This is a genomic window from Plantactinospora sp. DSM 117369 (assembly GCF_053764795.1).
Genome location: NZ_CM132446.1, coordinates 5,273,871 through 5,297,278, shown reverse-complemented (window position 1 = coordinate 5,297,278; position 23,408 = coordinate 5,273,871). Strand labels below are relative to the sequence as shown.

Genomic DNA, 23,408 nt, shown 5'->3' with positions numbered 1-23,408 from the left:
GGTGGGGCTCCGTTCACCGCGCTTTCAGTCGACAAACACGACCGCGCCAGGGGCGATGATGGCCGCCGGTTCCACCGGACGGATCGGGCCGGGTCCGCGCCGATACGGACCCGGCCCGATGTCTGGCCGCTGCCGGAGGGGGTCAGGCGGCGGCGCAGCTCAGGGTCGGTACGGCGTTGCTGCCGGTCTGCGACCCGAGGAACCCGAAGGTGGTGCTGGCCCCGGCGGCGAGACTGCCGTTGTAGCCGGTGTTCCGGGCGGTGACGCTGGATCCGCTGGTGGTGATCGTCGCGCCCCAGGAGTTGTCGACCTGTTGCCCGTTGGCGAACGTCCAGGTCACCGTCCAGCCGCTGATGGCGGCGCTGCCGGCGGTGACCCGTACGTCCGCCTGGAAGCCACCCGACCAGGTGCCGGTGACGGTGTACGCCGCCGAGCAGCCACCCGAGCCGCCGGCCGGCGGGGTACTCGTCGGCGGCGGGGTGGTGCGGGTCGGCGTCGGGGTGGCGGTCGGCTGGGGGTTGCCGCTGCCGCCGAAGTTGACGTCGCTGCACCAGTAGTAGTTCTGGTCGGCGTGGCTGGCCTTCCAGATCACGTAGACGATGTGCCGGCCGGACCGTCCCGGCGCGCTGACCGGGATCGTGATGGAGACGCCGTTCAGCACCGGGTCGCCGGTCTCCCGGGTGCCCTCGCCCGGCGCGTACCGGCCGGTTTCCCGGACCAGTTCGAGGTTGTTCCAGCCCAACCGCTGGGTGAGCGGGTTGAACCCCTGCCGGGTGACGTAGATCAGGAAGTAGTCCGCCCCGTGCAGCGCCTGGTCGTGGACGGTGACGTTGAAGTTGGTGCCCACGTTGGCCGCCTGCCAGTTGCCCGGGTTGTCCAGCGCGGCGTACCGGACGCCGCCGGTCTCGCCGGCACTGCAGAGTTGGCCGCTGGGCACGGCGGCCTGGTGGTTGCCGTTCACGCCCTCCCGGTAGAGGCCGTTCCAGTTCCACATGGCGTTCGGGTCGGCCTGCCAGGCTTGCCAGCACATCGGGTCCTGGGTGGCCATCGCCGGGTTCTGGAAGTCGTTGCCCCAGCGCTTCCAGCAGCCGTAGTTGCGCGAGGCCGGGTTGATCGTCGAGCCGTGCGCGTTCGCGGTGTCCCGCGAGACGGCGAGGGCGGTGGCGAGGAGGACGACCGTGGTCGCCGCGAGAGCGAGGATCCGCAGGACCATCGGGGCGCGGCGCCGGGCCGGATTCACAGGTTGGGCGAGTGAAGACATGGGATCCCCAGACGTCGGTTGCACGAGCGAGTACGCGGGAGGCTGCCCGGCGCTCCCGCACCAACCACCCGGCTCCGGCGGCGGTGTCCCTGCACAGAGATTCACATCGCCGAATGGTGCTTGTCAATAGTTTGGGATGCCAACAAAAGAGGGGTGTCGAGACCGGCAGCGCCTATTTCCTCGACACCGACGAGTACGTCTACCACGTCAAGGGGCTGGCGGGGGAGATCGAGGTAGAGGAGGGGGAACACACCGATAGCTGGCGGTGGCCGGGCTGGCCTCCTGACCCGTCATCCCGCCCGTGCTCAGGTGCGGGGCTGGCCGCGTCGCTGCGCGGTGCGCTGGCGTACCTCGTCGAGGTGTTCGTTGATCGCGTCGACCTGGGCCGCGAGGCCCGGATGGTCGGCCCGGAGGTGTCGCTGCGCGTCGGAGAGCGGCCGGACCAGCGCGTTCGGGTCGGTGCCGCCGAGGGCGTCGTGCAGCCGGTCCAGGCTGGGGCGGGCCGCCGAACCGAGATCGGTCAGTGCGGTGATCTGCCCGGCGAGCTGGCGCAGGTCGGCACCGTTGTCCCGGGCCCAGCGGGCCGCCGCGCGGTCGCCGGCCCGGCGGTCCCGCTCGGCGCGTACCCGGTCGTCCCGGGTCTGCGGCGCCGCGTCGTCCTCGGCCGGACGCAGTCGCAGGTAGCGGCGCTCGGCAGCCTGCCGGCTCGCCACCCCGAGCGCCGGCGCCAGCTCCGCCCAACTCGCCCCGCGTTGGCGTGCGGCGGCGATGAGCCGCGGCTCCCAGGACTCGAGTTCCGCACGCAGGTGCCGGAGCAGCACGAGAGCCGTGAGCACCTGGTCGACCGTTACCTCGGCGCCGTCTGCCGCCGTGTTCGCGGCTGGAGCTGGTGGCCGGTCGGCACCCCGCCTGGGGAAGGGGGCGGCGGGGTCGCCGACCTGGGTGGTGACCGCCTGCACGCGGTCGAACGCCGCGCCGGTCGGTGTCACCGCCGCGCTGGCCCCGGTCGGCCGCCCTGGGTCGGCCTGCCCCTGCTGGTCCATCCGTCTTCCGTTCTCGGCATCCCGTCATCGGTTAGATGACGAATCTTCTTGTCATCGTTTCGATGACATGCTACAACGGATGTGTCGCGCATTGACAACACTGTTGCCAGCACGAGGAGGTGGATCTGATGTTGATGCGCACCGACACCTTCCGCGAGCTCGACCGGTTCGCGCAGCAGGCCCTCGGCACACTGAGTTCGGGCACCTGGTCCCGGCCGACGGCCATTCCGATGGACTCCTACCGCAACGACGACGAGTTCGTCGTCGCGTTCGACCTACCCGGGGTCGCCCCGGACGCGATCGAGATCAACGTCGAGCGCAACCTGCTGACCGTCCGCGCCGAGCGCCGGCCGCCGAGCCTCGGCGAAGGCGCCCGCGTCCAGGTCTCCGAGCGTCCGCTCGGGGTCTTCTCCCGGCAGCTCTTCCTGGGCGACGGTCTGGACACCGACCGGATCGAGGCGAGCCACGAGAACGGTGTGCTGGCCGTGCGGATCCCGGTGAAGGAGCAGGCGAAGCCCCGCCGGGTGGCGATCACCTCCGGCGGATCACGACAGAAGGTCATCAGCGCCTGACAGGCACACAGAAGGTCATCAGGCCCTGACAGGCACACAGAAGGTCATCAGGCCCTGACAGGCACAGCCGAACCGGTCCGGCGGTTCGCCGGCTTCCGGTGCCGTCGGCGGTGGGGGTGACGGAGATGCGCAGCGGCGTACGGCACGAGGTCTCGACGCCCCGGTCGGTCCACGAGGCATTCGTCGAGCTGGTTCAGCGGGACGACGAACTGATGCGGGCAGAGTTCGAGGCGCTCATCGACGCTTGCTGGAACCCGCCGACACCCCCTCCGCCGGCTCGACCACAACCAGGGCCACGCCCTCCACTGTGGCCCGTCGGACCGCCCGACGGCGTACGGTTCGTCGCGGTCGAGGCCGGTCCCGCAGCAAACCGATGGCGTCGGCAACGCGGTCCTCCGGGCAACCGTACGGGCCGACCAGCACGCAGAGGCAGGTGATGACCCGGCCGCATCTCTCGTCGATTTCCTCTCCCGCGGGTCCCGGCGGACGGCAGCTCCGGTGGCGCGGCGATGTCCCAGACACCGCGCCAGGCGCGTAGGCGTGACGGCCGCGCCGGCACCCGACAACCATCGGCCCGGCCCACCTCGCGTGGGCCGGGCCGCCGCGCTTCTTCCCCGCCCGCACGCGACCGCCGGATAGGGTGGAGCCGTGCGCCTGGTGCTGATGGCGGACACCCACGTGCCCAAGCGCGCCCGGGACCTGCCGCCGCAGTTGTGGGCGGCGGTCGACGAGGCGGACGTGGTCATCCACGCCGGGGACTGGGTGCACGAGCCGCTGCTCGACACGTTGGAGTCCCGCGCCGCCCGACTGGTCGGGGTGTACGGCAACAACGACGGCCCGGAACTGCGGGCCCGGCTGCCGGAGGTCGCCCGCGTCGAGTTGGCCGGCCTGCGGGTCGCGGTGGTGCACGAGACCGGCCCGGCCGCTGGGCGGGAGCGCCGCTGCGCCGGCCGGTTCGACGGCTGCGACCTGCTGGTCTTCGGCCACTCCCACATCCCCTGGGACAGCGAGGCGCCGGGCGGGCTGCGGCTGCTCAACCCCGGCTCGCCGACCGACCGGCGCCGTCAGCCGTACGCCACCTATCTGACCGCCGAGATCTCGGACGGCCGGCTCGACGGCGTCGTACTGCACCGCCTGCCGCGCCGGACCTGACCCGGAGAGGAGCCGACCATGCGTGCCGAGCTGGCCGGGTACGCGCGGCAGGTGCTCGGCTCGGGGCAGGTGGTCGCGGACCGGTCCTGGGGGCACGGTGTCGCGGGCGTGCTGGAGGTGCGGGACGGCGACGGGGCCGTCTGGTTCGTGAAGGGGCACGGCGACCCGGAGCGCTACCGGCGGGAGTTGGCGGCGTACCGGCGCTGGGTGCCCGGGCTCGGCGGGCGGGCACCGAGGCTGCGGGCGTACGACGACGAGCGGCTCGCGCTGGTGCTGTCGGCGGTGCCGGGCGAGGCCGGCCTGTCGTACGCGACGGATCCGGAGGTGCAGCGCGAGGCGGGGGTACTGCTGCGCCGGTTGCACGGCACCGAGACGCTGCCGCCCTGGACCGACCTGGTCGCCGAGAAGCTCGACGAACTGGACCGGCTCTCGGTCCGGGCGAGCCGGCTGCTCGAAGCCCGGGAGCTCGACTTTGTCCGGGCCGAGCTGCGCAACCTCTCCGGCGTTGCGGCACCGGCCCGGGTGCCGTGCCATCTCGACTACAGCCCGCGCAACTGGCTGGTCGCCGGCGCCGACCGGCAGCGCGCCGAGGGGCGGGTGCACGTCATCGACTTCGAGTGGGCCGGGCCGGAGGTCTGGGTCAACGACCTGAACCGGCTCTACTTCGGCCCCTGGCGGGACCGGCCGGACCTCGCCGACGCGTTCCTGGCCGGCTACGGGCGTACCCTCGACGATGCCGACCGGGCGGTGTTGCACGCCTGCGGGGCGCTGACCGCGGTCTTCATCGTGGTCTGGGCACACGGGCGCGGCGAACCCGGTTTCGCGCAGGCGTGGCGGCAGAACCTGCGCCGGTTGATGGACGACTGGCGGTGAACCGGTCACCGCGCCGGGTAACCGGCCGATCGGCCCGGCGCGTTCCGATCATCCGCCTGCCAGACTGTAGGGGTGCATGACTTCGACGTGCTCGTGGTGGGTTCGGGGCCGGGCGGTCAGAAGGCCGCGATCGCGGCGGCCAAGCTCGGCAACCGGGTGGCGGTGGTGGAGCGGCAGCACATGGTCGGCGGGGTGTGCATCAACACCGGCACGGTCCCATCGAAGACGCTGCGCGAGGCGGTGCTCTATCTGACCGGGCTGAGTCAGCGGGAGGTGTACGGCCAGAGCTACCGGCTCAAGGACGACATCACCGTCGCCGACCTGACGGCGCGGACCCAGCACGTCATCGGCCGGGAGGTCGACGTGGTGCGCAGCCAGTTGGCGCGCAACCGGGTACGGCTGATCACCGGCACCGCCCGGTTCGCCGACCCGCACACGGTGACCGTGACCGACCCGGTCGGGCGCGAGTCGAAGGTGACCGCCGAGAAGATCATCCTTGCCGTGGGTACCCGGCCGGCGCGACCGGCCAGTGTGGACTTCGATGAGCGTACGATCATCGACTCGGACGGCATCATCAACCTGGAACAGGTGCCGAACTCGATGGTCGTGGTCGGTGCCGGGGTGATCGGCATCGAGTACGCCTCGATGTTCGCCGCGCTCGGCTCCAAGGTCACCGTGGTCGAGCGGCGGGACCGGATGCTGGAGTTCTGCGACCTGGAGATCGTGGAGGCGCTGAAGTACCACCTCCGGGACCTGGCGGTGACGTTCCGGTTCAGCGAGGCGGTGGCGGCGGTGGAGCGGCATGCCCGGGGTGCCATCGCGGTGCTGGAGAGCGGCAAGCGGATCGCCGCCGACACCGTGATGTACTCCGCCGGCCGGCAGGGGTTGGGCAGCGAACTCGACCTGGAGAACGCCGGACTGGCCGCCGACGCGCGGGGTCGGATCGAGGTCGACGCGGAGTTCCGGACGACGGTGCCGCACATCTACGCGGTCGGTGACGTGATCGGCTTTCCCGCCCTCGCCTCCACCTCGATGGAGCAGGGCCGGCTGGCGGCGCACCACGCCTGCGGCGAACCGGTCCGGGCACTGTCGGAGGTGCAGCCGATCGGCATCTACACGATCCCGGAGATCAGCTTCATCGGCCGGACCGAGGACGAACTCACCCGGGACAAGGTGCCGTTCGAGGTCGGCATCTCCCGCTACCGGGAGCTGGCCCGGGGCGCGATCAGCGGCGACTCGTACGGGATGCTGAAGCTGCTGGTCGCCCCGGACACCGGTCACCTGCTCGGGGTGCACATCTTCGGCACCGGGGCCACCGAACTCGTGCACATCGGACAGGCCGTGATGGGCTGCCAGGGCACCGTCGACTATCTGGTCGACGCGGTCTTCAACTATCCGACGCTGGCCGAGGCGTACAAGGTCGCCGCGTTGGACGCGATGAACAAGATGCGGCACCTCGCCCGGCTGCGGGACTGACCGCCGTCGGCAATTACTCTCTGTCCACGATCCGTCACCTGAGCGTCGTGTCCCGGCTGGTGTCCACCCGGTTGAACCGGGTGACGGGCATTGGCCGGAGCGGACCGGGGAGGCGCGACGATGATGATCCGACGATGGTATGGCGCGGTGGCCTCCGTGGTCGCCCTCCTGGCCGCCGGGGCGGGAACGGTCCGGATCGCGTACGGGAACGCCGACCGCAACGACGACGACCGGGAGCGCTGGGGCGTCGTACGGGAACGGCTGACCGGCTACCAGGAGGACCCGTTGGCGATCTCTACCAGCGGCAACGGCGGGTTCAGCCTCGCCATCGACGAACAGGAGCAGGAGCTGACCTACCGGCTCAGCTACGAGGCGTTGGAGGGGAACGTCACCCAGGCGCACATCCACGTCGGCGGCCGGGCCCAGAGCGGCGGGATCAGCGTCTTCCTCTGCACCAACCTCGGCAACGGACCGGCGGGCACCCAGTCCTGTCCGACCGCACCGGCCACGGTCACCGGGACGATCCGACCGGTCGACGTGATTGGCCCGACCGCCCAGGGGATCGCGGCGGGACAGTTCGACGAGCTGGTCGCGGCGGTCCGAGCCGGTGCCGCGTACGTGAACGTGCACAGCTCGCTCTATCCCGGCGGCGAGATCCGGGCCCAGCTCGGCCGTCACCGGCACTGACCGGCGGGACGGGCCCACGGCACCTCGTCAGGCACGAGGCGTGCGCCGGCCCGGCAGCCACCAGTTCCGGTCGCCGAGGAGCTGCATGGCCGCTGGCACCAGTACCAGCCGGACGATCGTGGCGTCGACCAGTACCGCGGTGGCCAGCCCGATCCCCATCATCTTCAGCGACCGGTCGTCGAAGGCGGCGAACGCGACGAAGACGCAGACCATGATCGCGGCGGCTGCGGTGATCACCCGGGCCGTCGCGGCGAGCCCGTCGGCGACCGAGCCGGCGTTGTCCCGGGTGCGCAGGTACTCCTCCCGAATCCGGGAGAGCAGGAACACCTCGTAGTCCATGGAGAGCCCGAAGACCACCACGAAGAGCATCGTCGGCACCCAGGCGTCGACCGGGCCACCGTCCCCGGTACCGAGCGGCCCGGCCAACCAGCCCCACTGGAAGATCGCCACGATCACCCCGTACGCCGCGCCGACCGAGAGCAGGTTCACCAGCACCGCCTTGAGCGGTACCAGCAGGCTGCGGAACACGACGGTGAGCAGCAGGAACGAGGCGACGAGGACCGCACCGGCCAGCCACGGCAGCCGCCGGACGCTCAGCTCGGCGAAGTCGATCCCGGCCGCGTTGGCGCCGCTGACCAGGATCGGGAATCCGGGCTCGGCGAACGGCGGCAGCACCTCGTCGCGGAGCCGGTGCACCAGCTGACCGGTCTCCGCCGCCTGCGGACCCGTGCGCGGCGTCACCACCGCCACGCTGATCCCGCCGCCCAGCGGGACCACCTCGGAGATCGCGACGACCCCGGGTGTGTCGGCCACCGCCCTGGCGGCGCCCCGCAGTCCGGTCGTATCGGCCGCCTTGGCCGGGTCGGCGCCGCCGGCCGGGTCGGCGGCCACCAGCAGCAGCGGACCGTTCGCGCCCGGTCCGAAGCCGGCGGTGACCAGGTCGTATGCCCGGCGAGTGGTGTCGCTGGTCGGCCGGTCGCTCGCGTCCGACCAACCGAGCCGCAGCTCCAGCGCCGGCAGGGTGAGCAGCACCAGCAGGCCGAGCGCGACCGAGGTGAGCAGCCACGGCCGTCGCTGCACGACCCGGCTCCACCGGTACGCCGGTGCCGAGCGTACGGCGGCCACACCCGGGTGCGGTTCGACGGTCGGGTGGCCGGTCGACCGGCGGTGCGGCAGGCCGAACCGGTCGATCCGGCGGCCGACCAGGCCGAGCAGCGCGGGCAGCAGGGTGAGGGCGGCCAGCATCACCAGCAGCACGCCGCAGCCGGCGGCCAGCGCCAGCCCGCCGCCGAGTTCCGGACCGAGGAAGAGCATTCCGGAGACCGCGATGATTACGGTCGTTCCGGCGAAGAGTACCGAGCGGCCGGCGGTCTCCATCGCCTCCACCACGGCCTCCGGTACGTCGACTCCCCGGGCGAGCGCGCTCCGGTAGCGGGTCACCACCAGCAGCGCGTAGTCGATGCCGACGCCTAGCCCGATCATGACGGTCAGGTAGATCGCGAAGTCGGGCATCGTGACGACGTGCCGGAGCAGCACCAGCAGGGCGCTGCCGCAGCCGACCCCGACCACCGCGACCAGCAGCGGCAGCCCGGCCGCGATCAGCGAGCCGAATGCCACCAGCAGGATCACCGCCGCCGCCAGCAGCCCGACGCCCTCGGCGAGGCCGCCCGCCGACGTCTCCGCGAAGGCGTCCCCGGCAAGCTCCACGGTGATACCGGGCGCGTCGAAGGCGTCCCGGATCGCGCTGACCTGGGCGGCGCGTTCGGCCTGCTCCGGCGCACTCGCCCCGGGACCGAGACCGATCTCGGCGGTGCCGATCCGCCCGTCGGCCGAGACCTGCCCGCCCGGCGGCTGGTACGGGCTGCCGACCGAGACCCCGGGTACCTCGTCGAGCCGGTGCAACAGCCCGTCAAGCGCGGCCCGGACGGCCGGGTCGCGTACGCCGGCCGGGGCGGCGACCACGAGGGTGCCGTCCGGCGCGCCGAGATCACCGAACCCGGCCTCGGCCAGCAGGTCGGCGGCTCGCTGGCTCTCCGACCCGGGCATCCGGAAGTCCACCCTCGCCGTACTGGGCAGTGCGCCGGCCAGTCCGAGCAGGGCGGCGGTGAGTACCGCCCAGCCCAGCAGCACCAGCCAACGGTGCCGTACGCAGGCGCGGGCTGTCGGGGCGAGTCCGAACATGGGGTGCTCCTCGGTCGTACCGGTCGGAATGGCGGTCCCGACGCTAGGTAGCCCGACCGCGGGCGGTCATCCAACCGGGGCGGACGTTCGGCTACCGCCGTAGGCGTAGCGGTGACCGGCCGGGGGCGTCGGCCGGTCAGAGCCAGCCGGGGCGGACCAGCCCGGTCTCGTAGCCGATCACCACGAGCTGTGCCCGGTCGTGCACCGAGAGCTTGGCCATGATCCGGTTGACGTGCGTCTTCACCGTGGCCGGGCTCATCCGCAGCCGTTCCGCGATCTCGGCGTTGCCGAGCCCCTCGGCGACCTGGCCGAGCACCTCACGCTCCCGGTCGGTCAACCCGTCCAGCCGGGCGGCGCAGGGCTGCCCGTCCGGCCGGGCGGCGAACTCGGCGATCAGCCGGCGGGTGATCCCCGGGGCCAGCAGCGCGTCGCCCCGGGCCACCACCCGGACGGCGTGCCGCAACTCGTCCGGCTCGGCGTCCTTGCCGAGGAAACCGCTGGCGCCGGCGCGAAGCGCCGCGTAGACGTACTCGTCGAGGTCGAAGGTGGTCAGCACGATCACCCGTACCCCGGAAAGCCGGTCGTCCGCGACGATCCGGCGGGTCGCGGCGAGCCCGTCCAGCTCCGGCATCCGGATGTCCATCAGCACGACGTCCGGCCGGACCTCCCGGGCCAGCCGGACCGCGACGACACCGGTGGCCGCCTCACCGACCACCGCGATGTCGGCGGCGTTCTCCAGCAGGGCCCGGACCCCGGCCCGGGCCAGCGGCTGGTCGTCGGCGAGCAGGACGCGGATCATGCCACCGGCTCCGCGTCGAGCGGCAGCCAGGCGACGACCTGGAACCCGTGCGCGGGGCCGGGGCCGACCCGGAGCCGACCGCCGACCGCCGCCACCCGTTCGGCCATCCCGGCCAGCCCGTGCCCGGCCGGCTCCGCACACCCGGCCGGATCGGCACCCCCGCCGTCGTCGTCCACCTGCACCACCACCCCGCCGGTCTCGAACCGCAGAGTCACCACCGCCCGGCGCGCTCGGGCATGCCGCAGCACGTTGGTCAGCGCCTCCTGCACCACCCGGTACACCGTCAGGTCGAGGGCCGGCGGCAGCGGCCGGGGGAGGCCGGTCTCGACGAACTCGACGCGTACCCCGGTGCCGTCGAGCGTGCCGGCGAGGTCCCGCAGTTGGGCGACGCCGGGCATCGGCCGCCGCAGCCCGGCGCCCCGGTCCGGTCGCAGTACGCCCAGCGCCGCCTTCATCTCGGCCATCGCCTGCCGGCTGGCCGTCCGGATCGCCCCGAGCGCCGTCCTGACCTGTTCCCGGCCGTCGGCCCGGTCGACCGCCTCGGTGGCGGCGGCCGCCTGGAGGGTGATCACCGAGATGGTGTGCGAGGTGACGTCGTGCAGTTCCCGGGCGATCCGGAGCCGTTCCTCGTGCGCCCGGCGCAACGCCTCCTCCTCCCGACCGTGCTCGGCCGCGGCCAGCCGCCGTTCCACCTCCCGGACGTACTCGCGCCGGACCCAGGACACCTCGGCCAGTTGACCGATGACCACGACGACAAGCGACCACATCAGGGACGCCACCACGTCGTCCGGATTCCGGGCCAGCAGCAGGGCCGCGCCGACCGGCACCACGACGAGGAAGCCGGCGCCCGCCCAGCCCGTGGCGCGCCGGCCCCGCCCGATCACCAGGTGGACCGCGATCAACGCGGCAAGCGGGGACAGCGCGTACGGATACTGGAGGGCGAAGTATCCGACGCTGCCCGCGACGGTGACCGCGAGGGTCCAGTCCGGGTGCCGCCGCCGCACGGCCAGCGCCAGCGCGGTACCGGCCAGGATCAGGTACGCCCACACGTCGAGCGGGCGCGCGGCGGGCTGGTTCCGGGCCGCCGCCCACGACGTGTAGACCTGCAAAATGCCCACCCCGAGCACCAGCCCGGTGTCCACGGCCCAGGCCGGTGCGGTCAGCCCCCACCACCGCTGCTCCCGGTCCACCTCCGAACCGTAGCCAGCACCGGGGCCGCCGGCATCAACCGCCCGGCGTACGGCCGCTACCGCCGCCGCGGTACGCCCCGATCCGTTGTCGTTCCCTCCGTCGGCGACAGCGTCGCCACCACCTCGTCGCACGCTCTCCGCTTGGCGCCGGCCGCCTGAACTCGATGCACCACCATCCCGGGTCTCCTCTCGTCAGTCCATTCCGGTGATCCAGGCGCCTGGCGGCTTCGACGGTTGGCGGCTCCTCGACGTCTCAAGGTCGTGCAGCTGGCTCTTGCCTAGTAGGTGCGACGGGCCAGGTCCCGCAGCGACAGGCCGCGGGCGGTTCGTAGCTCGCGCAGGCGTGCCGGAAATCGTGGGTCGACGATCGGCGGGTGCGGCATGGTGTGCTCCCAGGTTACGGCTGGGGTGGTGGCGGTCCGGGCCGTAACCCCGAACCGCCACTTCGGACGGTACACCCGCCGTCACCCGGATCACCGTTCCAGGCGGTGTCGCGTGGCGCCGGCACCGCTCGGCGGACGGCCCGGCCGGTCAGGATGGGCGACCCGGCGGCCGACCGGGGAGTAGTCGGTGCGCAGGCTGTCGAGCTGGGTGCACAGACGGGGCACGGAGAGCCGGGTTGTCGAGACGGCGCGTGGGGATGCGGTTCGGTCGACTGGCCGGCGGGGGTCGGGGCTCGGACAGCCCGGGACAGTGGGCGCACAAGCGGGGCAGCTCGACAGCGCCTCCGGCAGATACCCCCACCCCCACACCAGCTCGCACCCGACCCGACGTCAGGAGGTCGCCAGCTCGAAAGGACCGGGAGCCACGACCACGAGCCCGTCGACCGAGAGCGGTAGCAGGTGCGGGCGACGACCGGCCGGTGAGTCCACAAGGGATGTCGGCCGGGGTACGCCTCGCCTCCACCGATCCGGTGGAATACAGCGCTCGGCGCACTGATGCTCTTGACGGAACGTTGCGCTGTGGTTAATGTCCGGTAACTTTGTGAGCCGCGCCACAACAGAGAACCGGGGGTTCCCGGATGCTGCAGGTGCGCAATCTGGAGGTCGTCTACGACGACGTGATGCTGGTGCTGCGCGGGGTGAGCCTCGCGGTACCGCCCGGCGGGATCGTCGCGCTGCTCGGCGCGAACGGCGCCGGCAAGACCACCCTGCTGCGGGCGATCAGCGGCCTGCTCGACGTACACGACGGCGCGGTCACCAAGGGCACGGTCACGCTCGACGGGGAACCGATCCACCGGCTCCGCCCGGCCGCCGTGGTCCGCCGGGGCGTCTGCCAGGTGATGGAGGGACGCCGGATCTTCGCCGAGCTGACCGTGGAGGAGAACCTGCGGCTCGGTGGCCACACGGCGCACCGGCGGATCCCGGCCCGGCTGGAGCACGTCTTCGGACTCTTCCCGGTGCTGGCCCGGCGCCGCCGGGACACCGCCGGATATCTCTCCGGCGGCGAGCAGCAGATGCTCGCGATGGGCCGGGCGCTGATGGCGCAGCCGCGCTACCTGCTGCTCGACGAACCCAGCCTCGGACTCGCCCCCCGGCTGGTCGACCAGGTCCGGGAGCTGATCGTGGCGATCAACTCGACCGGTGCCGGGGTCCTGCTGGTCGAGCAGAACGCCACCATGGCGCTCTCGCTGGCCACCCACGGCTACGTTCTGGAGACCGGCCAGGTGGTGCTGGACAAGCCGGCCGAACAGTTGCTCGCCGACGACGACATCCGGGAGTTCTATCTCGGTCTCGGTGCTGCGGCCGGTGCCGGCCGGCGGTCGTTCCGGGAGGTCAAGCACTACCGGCGGCGCAAGCGGTGGTTGTCGTGACCGCCGTGGCGGCGGCCGAGCGCGCGGCGGGGCGGGGCGGGGGCGACCCGATCCTGCGGTTCGAGGACGTCCGGCTGCACTTCGCGGGGGTACGGGCCATCGACGGGGTGACCTTCACGGTCGGCCGGCACGAACTCTTCGCCATCATCGGGCCGAACGGCTCGGGCAAAACCTCCATCTTCAACGTCCTCTCCGGGGTCTACCGGCCACAGACCGGTCGGGTCGTCTTCGACGGCGTGGACCTGGTCGGCCGCCGGCCGCACACCATCGCGGCGCTGGGCATGGCCCGGACCTTCCAGAACGTCGAACTCTTCGGCAACCTCACCGTGCTGGACAACCTGCTGCTCGGCCGGCATCACCACATCGGCTACGGACCGCTCGCCGCGATCGGCTGGCTGGGCCGGGCCCGGCGGGCCGAGATCGCCAACCGGGCCGCGGTCGAGGAGATCGTGGACTTCCTCGAACTGGAACGGTGGCGGCGGATGCCGGTCGGGCTGCTGCCGTACGGGGTGCAGAAGCGGGTCGAGCTGGGCCGGGCCCTGGCGATGGAGCCGAAACTGCTGCTGCTGGACGAGCCGGTCGCCGGGATGAACCTGGAGGAGACCGAGGACATGGCGCGGTTCGTCCTCGATATCCGCGACGAGCTGGACATCCCGATCGTACTGGTCGAACACGACATGGGTCTGGTGATGGACCTGGCCGACCGGGTGCTGGTGGTCGACTTCGGCCAGGTCGTCGCGACCGGCAGCCCAGCGGAGATCCCGCACCACCCGGACGTCGTGCGGGCCTACCTCGGCGGCAGCGCGTCCGGCACCGCCGACGGCCGGCGCGACCCCGGGCAGAGCGGCGACGATCCGCGACGGGAGGAGCGGCCATGACCGAACCCCTCGCCGACGACACCGTGCCGGCCGACATCGCGGTGACCGCGACCACCACTGCCGGCACCGCCGACCCACTGGCCGGCGCCGTCCCGGCCACCACCATCGCGGTACGGGTGCGCGACCGCGCCCTCGCCACCCCGGACACGGTGGCGATGCGGGAGAAGGACCGGGGCATCTGGCAGGAGGTGACCTGGGCCGGCTACTGGGACACGGTGCAGACCGTGGCGCACGGGCTGCTGGCGCTCGGCGTGCAGCCCGGCGACCGGGTGGCAATCCACGCGGAGAACCGTCGGGAGTGGCTCTTCACCGACGTGGCGACCGTGGCGCTGCGGGCGATGACGGTCGGGCTCTATCCGACCAATCCGCCGCCGGAGGTCGGCTACCTGCTGTCCCACTCCGGCGCCCGGGTGCTGATCGCCGAGGACCAGGAGCAGGTCGACAAGGCGCTGGCGGTGATCGACGCCTGCCCGGGCCTGGAGCGGATCGTCTATCTCGAACCGCGCGGCATCCGGCACCGTTACCAGCATCCCGCGCTGCTCGGCTGGGACGAGCTGCTGGCGATCGGCGCCGAGCACCGGGCCGCCGAGCCCGGGGCGGTCGCCGCCCGAATGGCGGCGGCGACCGCCGAGGACGTGGCCACCCTGATCTACACCTCCGGCACCACCGGCCCGGCCAAGGGCGCGATGCTGACCGTCGCCAACGTGGACTTCGCGATCCGGGTACTGGTCGACGGTGGCGGCTTCACCGACCCGCCGCCGGGGCCGCACGACCTGCTGCTGTCGTACCTGCCGCTCTGCCACGTCGCGGAGCGGATCTTCACCACCTGGTTCAACGCCGGTGCCGGGGTGCAGGTGGCGTTCGCCGAGTCGATCGACACCGTTCAGGCGAACCTGCGGGAGGTCCAGCCGACCATCCTGTTCGGAGTGCCCCGGATCTGGGAGAAGATCCTCGCCGGAGTGACCATCCGGCTGGCCAACGCCTCGCCGGTGAAGCGGTGGAACGCCCGGCTCTGGCTCGGGGTCGCCGACCGGATCGCCGGCACGCTGGTCCGGACCGGTGGCCGGCACACCGCCGGCACCCGGCTGGCGTACGGGATCGGCTGGCTGTTCTGCTACCGGGCGCTGCGGGTGCGGATCGGGATGCGCCGGGTCCGGTACGCCGCCTCCGGTGCCGCCCCGATCGCCCCGGACGTGCTGCGGTTCTTCATGGGCATCGGCATCCGGATGCACGAGGTGTACGGGATGACCGAGAACACCGCGGTGGCCACCGGCAACCGGCCGGGCCGGGTCCGGCTCGGCACGGTCGGCGAGCCGCACCCCGGCGTGGAGGTGCGAGTCGACGAGGAGACCGGGGAGATCCTGACCCGGCACGGGGGTGTCTTCGCCGGCTACTTCCGGGATCCGGCGGCGACGGCGGCGGTGCTGGACGCCGACGGCTGGCTGCGCACCGGCGACGTCGGCGAGTGGGTCGACGGCACCCACCTCCGGATCACCGACCGGGCCAAGGACATCATGATCACGGCGGGTGGCAAGAACGTCGGCCCCTCCGAGATCGAGAACGCGCTGAAGGCGTCGCCGTACGTCAAGGAAGCGATCCTGGTCGGCGACCGCCGGCCGTACCTGACCGCGCTGATCGGGATCGAGCTGGAGACCGTGGGCGAGTGGGCGCAGCGCCGGGGGCTGGCGTACACCACCTATCGGGACCTGGCCGGCAAACCCGAGGTCCGGGCCCTGGTCGAGGGGCTGGTCGCCGCCGTGAACGCCGGGCGGGCGCCGGTCGAGCAGGTCCGGCGGTTCGCGCTGCTGCCCAAGGAACTCGACCACGACGACGGCGAGCTGACCGCAACCCAGAAGGTACGCCGGGCCGCCGTCGCCGAACGCTTCGCGGATGTGATCGACGAGCTGTACGCGGGCAGGCCGGCGACGACCGGGCCGGGGGAGGCGGGATGACCGAGCTGGCCGAGAGCCTGCTGCGCGGCCTGGGCACCGGCAGCGTCTACGCCCTGCTGGCCCTCGGCTTCGTCATCATCTACAAGGCGACCCGGGTGATCAGCTTCGCCCAGCCCGCCTTCATGCTGGCCGGCGCGGTGCTGGTCACCTACCTGGCCGGACCGATCGGCTTCTGGGTGGCGGTACCGGTCGCCGCCGTATTTACCGCCGGGCTGGCGCTCGGGGTGGAACGGGTGGCGGTGCGCCCGATGGTCGGCCGGCCGGCGTTCGTGGTCGCCATCATCACCCTCGGGGTGGACGTCGCCGTCCGGGTGGTGGTCAACGGGTTCATCGGGCTGGACGTCCGGCACGTCGGCGACCCGTGGGGGCTGCGTACGGTGGCGGTTCCCGGCACCGGGATCGACCTGCAACAGCGGCACCTCGCCGCGCTGCTCGCCACCACGGTGCTGATCGTCGCGCTCTTCGCCTTCTTCCGCTACACCCGGATGGGGCTGGCGATGCGGGCCGCCGCGTACGACCAGGAGGCGGCGCTGGCCCAGGGCGTCTCGGTGGGTACGGTCTTCGCCCTCTCCTGGGGGCTGGCCGGTGGGCTGGCGGCGGTAGCCGGCACCTTCGCCGCCGCCGGGGCCAGCGTCGACGCGGCGCTCTGGCTGATCGCGCTGACCGCCCTGCCGGTGATCATCCTCGGTGGACTCGACTCGCTGCCCGGCGCGGTGGTCGGCGGGTTGGCCGTGGGGACGATCCAGGAACTCACCGCCACCTACCAGCAGCACGCGCCCTGGCTCGGCGGCAACGTCTCGGTGATCAGCCCGTACGTGCTGATGCTGCTGGTCCTGCTGGTCCGCCCGTACGGGCTCTTCGGCACCCGGGAGGTCGAGCGGGTATGACGATCCTGGGACGGCGTACCCGGCTGCGCGGGCGGCCGGAACTTTCCACCTCGTACGCCAGCGAACTGGCCCTGTTCGACACGGGCGCGAAACGGGCGGCGGTGGCCGGGTTGCTGGCCGTCGCCCTCGCGTGTCCGTTCCTGCTCACCGACGAGGTACTGCAACTGCTCGCCGTCTGCTGCGTCGCGGCGATCGGGGCGATCGGGCTGGGCCTGGTCACCGGGTACGCCGGCCAGGTCTCGCTGGGGCATGCGTTCTTCCTCGCGGTCGGCGCCTACACGGCGGCGGCGATCAGCGGCGACCCGGACGGCCGGGTGATCGGGTTCGGGATCACCAACATCGCGGTCTGGCTGCCCGCCGCCGGCCTGGCCGCCGGGCTGGCCGGAGTGGTCGTCGCCCCGCTGGCCACCCGGCTGCGCGGGCTCTATCTGGCGATCGTCACCCTCGGCCTGGTCTTCATCGGGCAGCACGTCTTCAGCGAGTGGTCGGCGCTGACCGGCGGTGCCGGGGTCGGCCGGCCGGCGGCCACCCTGGAGTTCTTCGGGCAGCCGATCGCCGCCACCGGCCCGCTCGGCACCCGGGACCAGAAGCTCTACTGGCTGATGCTGCTGCTCCTGCTCGGCTTCGCGCTGGCCGCCGCCAACCTGGCCCGCTCGAAGGTGGGGCGGGCGTTCACCGCGATCCGGGACCGGGACATCGCGGCCGGGGTGATCGGGGTGAACCTGGCCCGGTACAAGACGATCGCCTTCGCCGTCTCGTCGGCGTACGCCGGCTGCGCGGGGGCACTGCTCTACACCATCACCGGGTTCTTCGACCCGGGCTCGTTCAGCCTGCTGCTGTCGGTGCAGTACATCGCGATGGTGCTGATCGGCGGTGCGGGCACCATCTCCGGCGCGATCGCCGGAGCGTTCTTCATCACCCTGCTGCCCCGGTTCACCCGGGAACTGCAGGCGTGGGTGCCGTTCCTCAGCGCCCAGCCGAACGAGGTGCCGAACGTCTTCCAGGTGGAGACGATCCTCTACGGCGTACTTCTCGTCGTCTTCCTCATCTTCGAGCCCCGGGGCCTGTTCGGGATCTGGGTACGGGTCCGCAACTACTGGAAAACCTGGCCGTTCTCCTACTGAGCCGACCTGTGAGGTAGCCATATGGGAAGGAACAGACCGTCCGGTTCCGCACCGCGCCGCGTCGCCGCCGCGACCGTCGCCCTGCTGCTCTGCACCGCACTCGCCGCATGTCGCGGCGGGGACACCGAGACCGACGCGTCCGGGGTGAAGACCGACGTCGGGGTCACCGCCGAGCCGTGTCCGGAGGCGGTGGACCGGAACAAGGGCTGCATCTATCTCGGCATCATCTCCGACCTGACCGAAGGGCCGTTCCGGGCGCTGGCGGTGCCGATCACCGACGCGCAGAAGGCGTTCTGGAAGCGGGTCAACACCGCCGGCGGGATCGGCGACTACGAGGTCGACGTGACCCGCTGGATCCGGGACAACAAATACAACCCACAGACGCACAACCAGGTGTACCAGGAGATGAAGCCGAACGTGCTGGCCCTGGCCCAGACCCTCGGCTCGCCGACCACCGCCGCCATCCTGGCCGACATGTTGGCCAGCAGCGTGGTCGCGGCGCCGGCCGCCTGGACCTCGGCGTACGCCTTCGAGGACGTGATCGTCGAGTCCGGCGCCAACTACTGCCTGGAGTCGATGAACGCGCTCGACTACGCCCGCGAGGCGCACGGGGTGAAGTCGGTGCTGGCCGTACACCTGGCCGGGGACTACGGCGACGACGCGGCGGCCGGCGCCAAGCTCGCCGCGCAGAGCCTCGGGCTGGGCTTCACCGCAGTGAAGACCGACTCCGGCGCGGACAAGCAGGCCGGCGCGATCCAGGCGATCCTCTCCGGCCGGCCCGACCTGGTGATCCTGACCATGGGACCGGCCGACGCGGCGGCGATCGTGGGCCAGGCGGCGGCCCGGGGCTTCACCGGCCGGTTCATCGGTACCAGCCCGACCTGGAATCCGGCGCTGTTGCAGAGTGCCGCCGCCCCCGCCCTGCTGGCCCGGTACGAGCAGACCGCGCCGTGGGACGCGTGGGGCACCGACACTCCGGGGCACCAGGCGCTGCGCCAGGCGCTGGGCCAGGTCACCCCGAACGACGGGTACACCGCCGGCTGGGTGTGGTCGTATCCGATGAAGGCCGCGCTGACCAAGGCGGTGGCCGACGGCGACCTGACCCGGGCCGGGCTGCTGGCCGCGGTCAAGTCGCTGACCTCGGTCGACTACGAGGGCATGTTGCCGGCCGGCGCCGGCAACTACGCCGCCGGGCCGAACGACGGGGCGGTCCGGGTCTCCGCGGTGTACCGGCCGGACCGGGCCGCCCCGACCGGGGTGACGCAGGTCCGGCCGCTGACCGCGGGCCCGACCGCGCAGGCGTACACCCTGGACCGGCCCTGCTACGAGAAGCTCTGACCAGCGCGGGACCGGCCACCCGGGGGATCCGGGTGGGTCGGGGTTGAGCGGGCCGCGGTCGACCGGTCAACGGGCCAGCCGGTCGACCGCGGCCACCACCGCGCCGGCACCGTCCTCGGCCGCCAGCCGGTCGCCGAGGGCCCGGGCCCGGCGCCGCAGCCCCGGCTCGGTCACCGCCGCCCGGATCGCGGCGGCCAGTCCGGTCTCGTCGAGCCGGCCGTACGGCAGCACCGCCGGGCCGACCCCGAGGGCGGCCAGCCGGGCGGCCCAGAACGGCTGGTCGGCGAGGATCGGTACCGGCACCGCCGGCACCCCGGCGCGGAGTCCGGCACCGGTGGTACCGGAACCGGCGTGGTGGACCAGCGCGGCCATCCGGGGAAAGAGCCACTCGTGCGGTACGTCCCCGACGGCGAGCAGGTCCCCGTCGGGTCCCGGCGCGGCGCCGCCCAGCCCCTGGAGAACGCCGCGTACCCCGGCCCGGCGCAGCGCACCGGCGACCAGGGCGTGCAGTCCGTCCCGGCTGTCGGCCAGACTGCCGAAGCCGACGTAGACCGGGGGCGGGCCGGCGGCGAGGAAGTCGACCAGTTCGGCCGGTGGGCACCAGCCGGGGTGGGCCAGCGGCCACCAGTAGCCGACCACGTCCAGCCCGGCCGGCCAGTCCGGTGGCCGGGGCAGCACGGCCGGGCTGAACCCGTGCAGCACCGCCCAGCCGTCTGCGGCGGCGTGGTGCTCCAGCCGGGCGAGTCCGACCGGTGGCAGGCCGAGATGCGCGCGCAGCCGGCGGGAGGCGTCGGCGTACACCCGGTGGGCGAGTCGCCGGCCGAGCCGGCCGGCGAGCCGGTTGCCCCAGCCGCCCAGGGACCGCAGGCCCAGCACGATCGGCGGAAACGCGCTGGTGGGAGCGGTCGGCTGGAGGAAGACGCCGAGGCTCGGGATGCCGTGGTACTGCGCCACCGAGTAGCCCAGCGGCGCGGTCGTGCTGGACAGCAGCAGTACGTCGGTGTCCGCCCCGGCCGCGCTCGCGATGCCGGTGCCGAGGTCGCCGACGAACCGGCCGCCGAGCCGGACGAAGTCGACCAGCCCGGGGGCGCCCGGCACGGTCCAGGACCGGTGTTCGCCAGCGGTGGCGGCCCGGATCGCGGAGAGGTCGCCGGCGATCGGCCGGAAGTCGAGGCCGGCCCCGGTGACCAGGTCGGCGTACGGGGCCGGGGCGGCGACCGCCACCCGGTGGCCGGCGGCCCGTAACCGGGCACCGAGGCCGGTGTATGGCGCGACATCGCCGAGGGAGCCGGCGGTGACGATCAGCACCCGCATGGCGACCTCCCGGTGGGCCGGGGCTCCGGCCAGCGGCGCGTTCTCGCGCATGGGCCGGCTGTCGCGGGGTATCTGGAGTGTACGTCCGTCTGGCATCCGGGTCGGGGCCTTCGCGGAGAAGCGCCGCCGGAAAGGGGCCCGCTGCTGCCCTGCGGAAGCCGGTGTGGCCTTCCGAGGATTCTTCGCACCTCCTGCGGGTAGATGGCCGGATGACGTTCAGATCCGGGCGGTACGAGACGAACCGCAAGGAGGCGTCCGAGCCGCTTGCCGGCGGCATCGGTGAGCGGCGTCCCCGCGTAATGATCATCTACGCCAGCGCGGGCGCCGGGCACGACGGCGCGAGCCGCGAACTGGCCAGCCGGCTGCGCGAACGCGGCCTGCTGGCGGACTGCGTGGACCTGGCCGACATCTTCCCGTGGGGACTGGGCCGGCTGCTTCGCGGCACCTACCACGGAATGCTGAGCCGGCTGCCGTGGATCTACGGGCTGCTCTTCGCGATCGGCGGCAATTTCAGCCGGGCCGCGCCGATCACCCGGGCACTGCTCCGACCGGTGTGGCCACGGGTGCTCCGGATGCTGCCTCCGGACACCCGGGCGGTGGTGTCGACGTACCCGGTGGTCAGCCAGATCGTCGGGCCGCTGCGCCGGGAGGGGCGGCTCGCCGTACCGGTGATCACCTATCTGACCGACTTCGCGGTGAACCCGATCTGGGTGTCGCCCGGCATCGACGTGCACTGCGCCGCGCACCGCACCACCCGGGCCGAGGCCCGGGCGCTCGGCGCCGGCGAGGTCCGGGTGGCCGGCCGGCTGGTCTCGGCCGGCTTCCGCCCGGGGTCGGCGGCGGAGAAGCGCCGCGCCCGCGAGCGCCTCGGCCTGCCCGCCGACGCCCGGCTGGCGCTGCTGGTCGCCGGCTCCTGGGGGGTCGGCGCGGTGGCCCGGACGGCGGCCGAGATCGCGCGTACCGGGGCGGCGGTCCCGGTGGTGGTCTGCGGCCGCAACGAGGCGCTGTTCCGCCGGCTGGAGCGGCGCCGCACCGGATATGTCTTCGGCTGGGTCGACGACATGCCGGAGTTGCTGCGCGCCGCCGACGTCCTGGTCGAGAACGCCGGCGGTCTCACCGCGCTGGAGGCGATGGCCTGCGGCCTGCCGGTCGCGACCTACCGGCCGATCCCCGGGCACGGCCGGGCGAACGCGGCCACCATGGCCCGGGCCGGGGTGGCGACCTGGGTACGCCGCGCCGCCGACCTGGGCCCCACCCTGGTCCGGCTCTCCGACGGTGCGGCCGGCGAGCGGCAGCGGGCCGCCGGGCTGGCCCTCTTCGAGACCGATCCCGCGACGGTGGTCGCCGACGTCGCCCGGGGCGGTGCCATGGCCGGACCGACGGAGGGGCCCGGACGGGAGGTGGTGTCCCCGTTCGACGCCGCCGGCCCGGGCACCGCGCCGTCGCTGGTCGACCAGCCGGTCGGCGCTCCCAGGTTGCTGGACGGTGCGGCGCCGCTCGACGCCCCCGCCCTGGTTGACGACGCCCCGGCCCTGGTTGACGGTGTGACGCCGGCCGACCCGGAGCTGCCGGCCGAGGTCCCGGCCGGCGTGGCTGCGGTGCCGTCCCGCCGGACGCTGACCCGCTGGGTGGGGCTGCGGGCCGGCGTGGCGAGATTGCGGATCGGCGTGGACCAGCCCCGGACCGACGGTGGGCACCCGGACCGGCAAGGCTGAGGTGGGGGCCACAGACCGTGCGGCCCGGCCTGTCCCGGGGGCGCCGGCCGGCCGGTCCGGTGCCGGGGCGGTCCGGTCGGCCCGATCCGGAGGTGCGACCCCGTGAACGGCATCGCCATCCTGCTCGGACTCGCCTCGGCCGCCTGCTTCGCGGTGAGCTCGGTACTGGAGCAGCGCGCCGCCAAACGGGAACGGCCGACCCGGACCATCGATCCGCGGCTGCTGTTCCGGCTGCTGCACCGGCGGTTGTGGCTGCTCGGCTGGCTGCCGGACGCCCTCGGCACCTTCCTACAGGCGCTGGCGCTGCGCTTCGGCGCGCTCGCCCTGGTCGAACCGCTGCTGGTCAGCGGGCTCTTCATGGCGATTCCGCTGGAGGCGGCCCTCGAGCGGCGCCGGCCGCACCGCCGGGACATGCTGGTGGTGGTGATCGGGGTGATCGGGCTGACCGGGTTCCTGCTCGCCGCGAACCCGCGCGGTGGGGTGGAGGAGCCGAAGGCGTGGGCCTGGATCGGAGTGGGTGCCGCGATCGGCGCGCTGGTCACCATCTGTCTGCTGGTGGCCTGGCGGACCCAGGACGCGACCCGGGGCCTGATGCTGGGCATCGCCACCGGACTGCTGTACGCGATGGCCGCCGCCCTGGTGAAGAGCGTGATCGAGAAGCTGCCGGACCATCCGGGCGAGGTCCTCACGGACTGGCACCTCTACGTCCTCATCCTGGTCGGCGGTACCGCGCTGACGCTGAACCAGAACGCCTTCCAGGGCGGCCCGATCGCCGCCCCGCTGACCGCGATCGCCCTGCTCGACCCCTTCACCAGCGTGCTGATCGGGGTCTTCGCCTTCGAGGAGAAACTGTCGCTGGAGGGGCCCCGGCTCTTCTTCGGCCTGGTCGCGGTCGGGGCGATGAGCATCGGCATCTGGCTGGCCCGGCGTACCCAGTCAAGCTGACACGCCGACCCGCGACCGTCGATCCACCAGCCGACCCGCCCGGCTGGGGGTACGCCGCGGCGGGCGGGCGAACACGCCGAGAGGAATTCGCCAGGCCGCACCGCCGAGCGTGGGAATTTGGGTACTCTCGGTGAAGATTACTTAGCGCGAGTGGTGGGTTACGACCAATCCGGCGCGGCGGTCTGGCGCGGCCCCGCTGAGCCGGCTG

Annotated in this window: 20 protein-coding genes; 13 read left to right on the top strand and 7 right to left on the bottom strand. The window is 72.9% G+C overall.

Annotation, left to right across the window (positions count from 1 at the left end; all coding sequences use genetic code 11):
• Positions 1-142 precede the first annotated feature (142 nt).
• Positions 143-1,261: a lytic polysaccharide monooxygenase auxiliary activity family 9 protein gene (locus tag ACSMXO_RS23110; RefSeq protein WP_455413721.1), complete on the bottom strand. Its 1,119-nt coding sequence runs from the start codon at positions 1,259-1,261 to the stop codon at positions 143-145.
• Between the two features lie 305 nt (positions 1,262-1,566).
• Positions 1,567-2,304 carry a hypothetical protein gene (locus ACSMXO_RS23105; protein WP_455413720.1) on the bottom strand — a complete coding sequence of 246 codons (738 nt, stop codon included), beginning with the start codon at positions 2,302-2,304 and terminating at the stop codon, positions 1,567-1,569.
• Between the two features lie 128 nt (positions 2,305-2,432).
• Between ACSMXO_RS23105 and ACSMXO_RS23100 the strand changes: the two genes are divergently transcribed.
• The 5 genes from ACSMXO_RS23100 to ACSMXO_RS23080 all read left to right on the top strand — a co-directional run bounded on the left by ACSMXO_RS23100 (position 2,433) and on the right by ACSMXO_RS23080 (position 7,064).
• Positions 2,433-2,876, top strand: a complete 444-nt coding sequence (locus ACSMXO_RS23100; protein ID WP_346256545.1) for an Hsp20/alpha crystallin family protein — start codon at positions 2,433-2,435, stop codon at positions 2,874-2,876.
• A gap of 648 nt (positions 2,877-3,524) precedes the next feature.
• Positions 3,525-4,028, top strand: coding sequence for a metallophosphoesterase family protein (locus ACSMXO_RS23095; protein ID WP_455413719.1), 504 nt, complete (start codon positions 3,525-3,527; stop codon positions 4,026-4,028).
• Positions 4,029-4,046: 18 nt separating this feature from the next.
• Complete coding sequence (locus ACSMXO_RS23090) at positions 4,047-4,901, top strand: phosphotransferase (protein WP_455413718.1); 855 nt, start codon at positions 4,047-4,049, stop codon at positions 4,899-4,901.
• A gap of 72 nt (positions 4,902-4,973) precedes the next feature.
• Positions 4,974-6,377: a Si-specific NAD(P)(+) transhydrogenase gene (gene sthA / locus ACSMXO_RS23085; RefSeq protein WP_455413717.1), complete on the top strand. Its 1,404-nt coding sequence runs from the start codon at positions 4,974-4,976 to the stop codon at positions 6,375-6,377.
• 120 nt (positions 6,378-6,497) lie between these two features.
• Positions 6,498-7,064 (top strand): CHRD domain-containing protein, encoded by a 567-nt coding sequence (locus tag ACSMXO_RS23080; protein WP_455413716.1) that lies wholly within the window; start codon positions 6,498-6,500, stop codon positions 7,062-7,064.
• Between the two features lie 27 nt (positions 7,065-7,091).
• On the opposite strand, the gene ACSMXO_RS23075 is transcribed toward ACSMXO_RS23080, so the two are convergent.
• The 4 genes from ACSMXO_RS23075 to ACSMXO_RS23060 all read right to left on the bottom strand — a co-directional run bounded on the left by ACSMXO_RS23075 (position 7,092) and on the right by ACSMXO_RS23060 (position 11,692).
• Complete coding sequence (locus tag ACSMXO_RS23075) at positions 7,092-9,245, bottom strand: MMPL family transporter (protein WP_455413715.1); 2,154 nt, start codon at positions 9,243-9,245, stop codon at positions 7,092-7,094.
• A 136-nt stretch (positions 9,246-9,381) separates the two neighbouring features.
• Positions 9,382-10,044 carry a response regulator transcription factor gene (locus ACSMXO_RS23070; protein WP_346256551.1) on the bottom strand — a complete coding sequence of 221 codons (663 nt, stop codon included), beginning with the start codon at positions 10,042-10,044 and terminating at the stop codon, positions 9,382-9,384.
• The gene (locus ACSMXO_RS23065; protein ID WP_455413714.1) at positions 10,041-11,234 is read right to left on the bottom strand and encodes a histidine kinase; all 1,194 of its coding nucleotides are present in this window, start codon (positions 11,232-11,234) and stop codon (positions 10,041-10,043) included. Before ACSMXO_RS23065 ends, ACSMXO_RS23070 begins: the two co-directional genes overlap by 4 nt.
• 278 nt (positions 11,235-11,512) lie before the next feature.
• Positions 11,513-11,692, bottom strand: a complete 180-nt coding sequence (locus ACSMXO_RS23060) for a hypothetical protein (RefSeq protein ID WP_455413713.1) — start codon at positions 11,690-11,692, stop codon at positions 11,513-11,515.
• A 563-nt stretch (positions 11,693-12,255) separates the two neighbouring features.
• On the opposite strand from ACSMXO_RS23060, the gene ACSMXO_RS23055 reads away from it, so the two are divergent.
• From ACSMXO_RS23055 to ACSMXO_RS23030, 6 genes are read left to right on the top strand one after another with little or no spacing between them, the layout of a single operon-like run.
• A complete protein-coding gene (locus ACSMXO_RS23055; protein ID WP_455413712.1) occupies positions 12,256-13,047 on the top strand; it encodes an ABC transporter ATP-binding protein in 792 nt (263 codons plus the stop codon).
• Positions 13,044-13,925: an ABC transporter ATP-binding protein gene (locus ACSMXO_RS23050; RefSeq protein ID WP_346256558.1), complete on the top strand. Its 882-nt coding sequence runs from the start codon at positions 13,044-13,046 to the stop codon at positions 13,923-13,925. The genes ACSMXO_RS23055 and ACSMXO_RS23050 overlap by 4 nt, the downstream gene beginning before the upstream one ends.
• Positions 13,922-15,877 (top strand): AMP-dependent synthetase/ligase, encoded by a 1,956-nt coding sequence (locus tag ACSMXO_RS23045; RefSeq protein WP_455413711.1) that lies wholly within the window; start codon positions 13,922-13,924, stop codon positions 15,875-15,877. Before ACSMXO_RS23050 ends, ACSMXO_RS23045 begins: the two co-directional genes overlap by 4 nt.
• Complete coding sequence (locus ACSMXO_RS23040; protein ID WP_455413710.1) at positions 15,874-16,764, top strand: branched-chain amino acid ABC transporter permease; 891 nt, start codon at positions 15,874-15,876, stop codon at positions 16,762-16,764. The genes ACSMXO_RS23045 and ACSMXO_RS23040 overlap by 4 nt, the downstream gene beginning before the upstream one ends.
• Complete coding sequence (locus ACSMXO_RS23035) at positions 16,761-17,888, top strand: branched-chain amino acid ABC transporter permease (protein ID WP_455413709.1); 1,128 nt, start codon at positions 16,761-16,763, stop codon at positions 17,886-17,888. The genes ACSMXO_RS23040 and ACSMXO_RS23035 overlap by 4 nt, the downstream gene beginning before the upstream one ends.
• Before the next feature lie 21 nt (positions 17,889-17,909).
• Complete coding sequence (locus ACSMXO_RS23030) at positions 17,910-19,226, top strand: ABC transporter substrate-binding protein (protein WP_346256562.1); 1,317 nt, start codon at positions 17,910-17,912, stop codon at positions 19,224-19,226.
• A 66-nt stretch (positions 19,227-19,292) separates the two neighbouring features.
• Here ACSMXO_RS23030 and ACSMXO_RS23025 read toward each other — a convergent pair whose 3' ends face one another.
• The gene (locus tag ACSMXO_RS23025) at positions 19,293-20,591 is read right to left on the bottom strand and encodes a glycosyltransferase (RefSeq protein WP_455413708.1); all 1,299 of its coding nucleotides are present in this window, start codon (positions 20,589-20,591) and stop codon (positions 19,293-19,295) included.
• A gap of 158 nt (positions 20,592-20,749) precedes the next feature.
• Here ACSMXO_RS23025 and ACSMXO_RS23020 point away from each other — a divergent pair, with 158 nt between their 5' ends.
• Entirely contained in the window at positions 20,750-22,255 is a 1,506-nt protein-coding gene (locus ACSMXO_RS23020) for a glycosyltransferase (RefSeq protein ID WP_455413707.1), read from the top strand.
• A gap of 102 nt (positions 22,256-22,357) precedes the next feature.
• On the top strand, positions 22,358-23,200 hold the full coding sequence (locus ACSMXO_RS23015) for a DMT family transporter (protein WP_455413706.1): 843 nt from the start codon (positions 22,358-22,360) through the stop codon (positions 23,198-23,200).
• Positions 23,201-23,408 lie beyond the last annotated feature (208 nt).